The organism is Pseudobutyrivibrio ruminis, assembly GCF_015057245.1.
In the GTDB taxonomy this organism is placed as follows: domain Bacteria; phylum Bacillota; class Clostridia; order Lachnospirales; family Lachnospiraceae; genus Pseudobutyrivibrio; species Pseudobutyrivibrio ruminis_E.
This window is the reverse complement of the sequence record NZ_SVET01000033.1, coordinates 1-3636: the sequence shown is the minus strand read 5'-3', so window position 1 is coordinate 3636 and position 3636 is coordinate 1. Positions and strand designations below refer to the sequence as shown.

Below are 3636 nucleotides of genomic sequence, written 5' to 3'. Positions count from 1 at the left end.
TAAGACTGGAACACCATTCCAATCTTCTGGCGAAGCTTTGTGATATCTCTTTTATCAGCCTCCACTGGAAGTCCATCAACGGTAATGATGCCTCCCTGAATTTCCTCCAAACCATTCAAGCATCTAAGAAATGTACTTTTACCACAGCCTGATGGTCCGATGATAACTACAACCTCTCCTCTTTTTACAGAAAGGTTGATATCTTTTAAAACAACATTGTTTCCAAATTCCTTATGTAAATGTGTAACCTTTAATAATTCGCTCATTACGCCCACCTTTTCTCCAAATAAATACTAAGTCTACTAATTGGCCAGCAAACCAGGAAATACAGAAGCATTACCACGCCAAACACACCGAATGCAGCATTTGGTGAAGTGTTTCTGTTTGCCTCGATAATCTGCTGTCCTACCTTCAAAACTTCCACAATACCAATCATCATTACCAGTGATGTTGTCTTAATCATTCTGGTAATAAGGTTGATTGATAGTGGAATCAAACGTCTTATTGTCTGTGGCAGTATTATGTATAAATAGGTCTGAAGCTTATCCATACCAAGAGCATATGCAGATTCAAATTGGATACGAGGAATGCTTTTTATAGAACCTCTTACCAAATCCCCCATCTCTGCTGTGCCCCAGAAGGTGAATACAAATATTGCTGAAGCCTCCGCAGATAAGTCCCAACCGAAGACTCTGGTGGTTCCAAAATACACAATGAAAAGAAGCACCATCTGTGGCATGATTCTTACTGTTTCAAGATATAGCTTCAATACAGCTTTTAAAATCTTATTATCGACTGTCATCAATACACCGACAACAAGTCCAAGTAAAATGCTAATTGCAACGGATATAAGGCTGATTTCAATTGAAACCCACAAGCCCTGAAGCAATCTCATGAAGTTTGTTCCTTTGAACAGAACATCAATCCCCAAACTGGCCATAGCGCAACCTCCTTTCCACAATCGCTCCTATAATTGATACTGGAAGGAGCATAATCAGGTAGAATACAACCAGAAGGAACAGACACTCAATTGTCTTTGCGTACATTCCTATTAAATCCTTTGCAGTAAACATCAGGTCCATGAGACTGATTGTTGAAAACACTGATGTCTCTTTTAATAAGAATATTACGTTGGCCAAAAGTCCTGGCACACTGATAGAGATTGCCTGAGGCATAATTACATGCCACAAGGTCTGATATTCATTCATACCAAGGCTGAGTGCACTTTCGGTTTGTATTACAGGAATTGCTTCCAGACCACTTCTAAAGGTTTCAATCATATAGGCTCCGCCTAGAAGTCCTAGTCCTAGAACACCGCATGTTTCCGCAGTTATTCTGATTCCTACCTTTGGCAATGCAAAGTAGATAAAAAACAATTGAACCAAAAGTGGTGTGTTTCTAAAAATTTCAATATATATTCCAATAATCGTTTTAAGCACTGGAACTTTAAAATGCAGGATAGCAGAGCCCACAAGTCCAATGATTAGACTCATTAATATGCCCTGCCATCCTATCTTCATTGTAAGTAAAAGTGCTTCTTTATATAGTGGAATATATTCTCTAAGAATACTTATATCCATTACTAAATAAATAGCCTTTCAAATTTTCTTTAAGAATCTTACTGCTCTACTACAAGAGTCTCTTCGTAGTCAGCACCGTATGTATCAAGAAGAGTTGCCTCATAGTCAGCGTGGAAGAAGTTCTCATCTCCAAGTGTATCAAGCTCTTCGTTAAGCCAGTTGAGAAGTGTCTCATTACCCTTTGTTACAGCTGGAGCGATTGTATCCTGGTCACCAAGCTCTGGAATACCTACTGTGTATCCTTCATTCTCTATCGCAAATGCGATAACCTCTGTATTATCATTTGCCCATGCTACGCCGTTGCCGTTTTCAAATGCTGTCTTTGCCTCTGCATATGCATCGTACTTCTGAAGCTTGATATCAGGATAGTTCTTTGTAAGGTATGTCTCTGCTGTTGTACCAGAAATAACAATTACCTGATCATCCTCACCTATATCATCAAGACTTTCGATAACTGCATCTGAAGGTGATACAACGCCAAGTGCAACATTCATGTATGGAAGTGCGAAATCAACCTCCTGTGCTCTCTCTTCTGTTACAGTAAAGTTTGCAAGAATGATATCAACCTTTCCTGTCTGAAGGTACTCAATTCTGTTTGCAGCTTCTGTTGATACGTAGTTAATCTCAACACCAAGATCCTCACCAATTCTTTCTGCAAAATAAACATCGTATCCTGCATACTCTCCATTTTCATCTACATAACCAAATGGGCTCTTGTCTGAGAAAACACCAATGTTAATTGTTCCGCTTTCCTTAATCTCATCAAGTGTTCTAAAGCCTGCATTTGAATCTGCAGCATCTGCGCCTGCCTCCACACTTGCATCCTTTACTTCCTCTCCTGCATCTGCACTGGAATTTCCGCATCCAACAAATGCTGTAGCTGTAAGTGCTGTAATAAGTAATCCGCTTGATAATTTCTTAAGTAAATTGTTTTTCATAATAATCGTCCTCTTTCTATTCTTATATTTTTACCAATTTTTCATATATGGCTCCCGCGAGTAACTCATGGCTTTTGGCGTCCATGTGCTCCTGATCCAATTCTGATGGCTTCGCCACATCAGATGCTGCCAAAAACTTACAGTCATACTCCTCGGCGAGCTTTCTAAAGACTGCTTTCAATTCTTTAGAAATCACTACAGAGTGTTCATTGAATTCAGGATCATAATTGTTCTGCCATACCTTTTCTCCCAAGTGAATAGGTGACACCAGGATGATTTCCATATCCTTCTTATATGACCTAATCTGTTTCAGAAGAATTTCTATCCCTCGGCCAATAACAACTGACGATGCATTGTAAATTGATTTGCAATCATTTGTACCAAGCATCAGCACCACCGTGTCTATTGGATAATGTGACTCTAAAAATACTGGAAGATATAATGAACCGTTTCTGCCGATTCGTGTCCTATCCTCAAACACTGTAGTCCTTCCACACAACCCTTCCTCAACAACTCTGTAGTCGGAGGTACCAAGCTTCTTTGAAAGAATTCCTGTCCAGCGGATATCACTACCATATCTATCCCCATTATCTGGGCGAAGACCATATGTATTTGAATCTCCAAAACACAATATATTTTTCATCTGCTACCTCCTTCCTTGTTATGTGTGATATCTTATCTCTTATTACCTACTAGGTCAATAGGTTTTATAATCAAGGTTTCCTATACACCGTTATCAACAAAACCTATAGCAAAGCCACCATCCACCTAATCCCCACACTCTGTCTCTTGGGCTCCCCCTGGGCCACGCCGCACCACTGCCAGTATGTAACATCGCATGAATATTATGTTTTTCTAAGACGCAAGGCTCGCATTCTTAATTTGCAGGTGTCTTTTGCAGGTCTGTACATTTTCTGAATCTGTATGTCTAAGGACGGACACAATGTTGTTGTATATATATGGATTTCCAAAACTATGGTAACCTTTGGGCGATTTTGGAATGAGTTTAGTAGAACAAAAAGAGATATTTGATATGGATGAGCAGCTGCCGCTAGGACGGCGGCAATGTCATTTAGATAAGAACTTTGCTTTCTAATTTTAGAATTTAAACTTGATAT

General features: G+C 39.4%; 6 protein-coding genes. All 6 read right to left on the bottom strand.

The window, feature by feature from the left end:
* Positions 1-266, bottom strand: a 266-nt coding sequence (locus E7274_RS14320) for an ATP-binding cassette domain-containing protein (protein WP_304176906.1), incomplete at its 3' end; no start/stop codon positions are given.
* The gene (locus E7274_RS14315; RefSeq protein WP_033153836.1) at positions 266-940 is read right to left on the bottom strand and encodes an amino acid ABC transporter permease; all 675 of its coding nucleotides are present in this window, start codon (positions 938-940) and stop codon (positions 266-268) included. The genes E7274_RS14315 and E7274_RS14320, both read right to left, overlap by 1 nt.
* Positions 921-1580 (bottom strand): amino acid ABC transporter permease, encoded by a 660-nt coding sequence (locus E7274_RS14310; RefSeq protein ID WP_304176903.1) that lies wholly within the window; start codon positions 1578-1580, stop codon positions 921-923. Before E7274_RS14310 ends, E7274_RS14315 begins: the two co-directional genes overlap by 20 nt.
* 38 nt (positions 1581-1618) lie before the next feature.
* Entirely contained in the window at positions 1619-2518 is a 900-nt protein-coding gene (locus E7274_RS14305; RefSeq protein ID WP_304176901.1) for a transporter substrate-binding domain-containing protein, read from the bottom strand.
* Positions 2519-2540: 22 nt separating this feature from the next.
* On the bottom strand, positions 2541-3161 hold the full coding sequence (locus E7274_RS14300) for a GDSL-type esterase/lipase family protein (protein ID WP_097075805.1): 621 nt from the start codon (positions 3159-3161) through the stop codon (positions 2541-2543).
* Between the two features lie 202 nt (positions 3162-3363).
* A partial coding sequence (locus E7274_RS14295; RefSeq protein WP_304176898.1) for a hypothetical protein occupies positions 3364-3636 on the bottom strand: 273 nt, incomplete at its 5' end.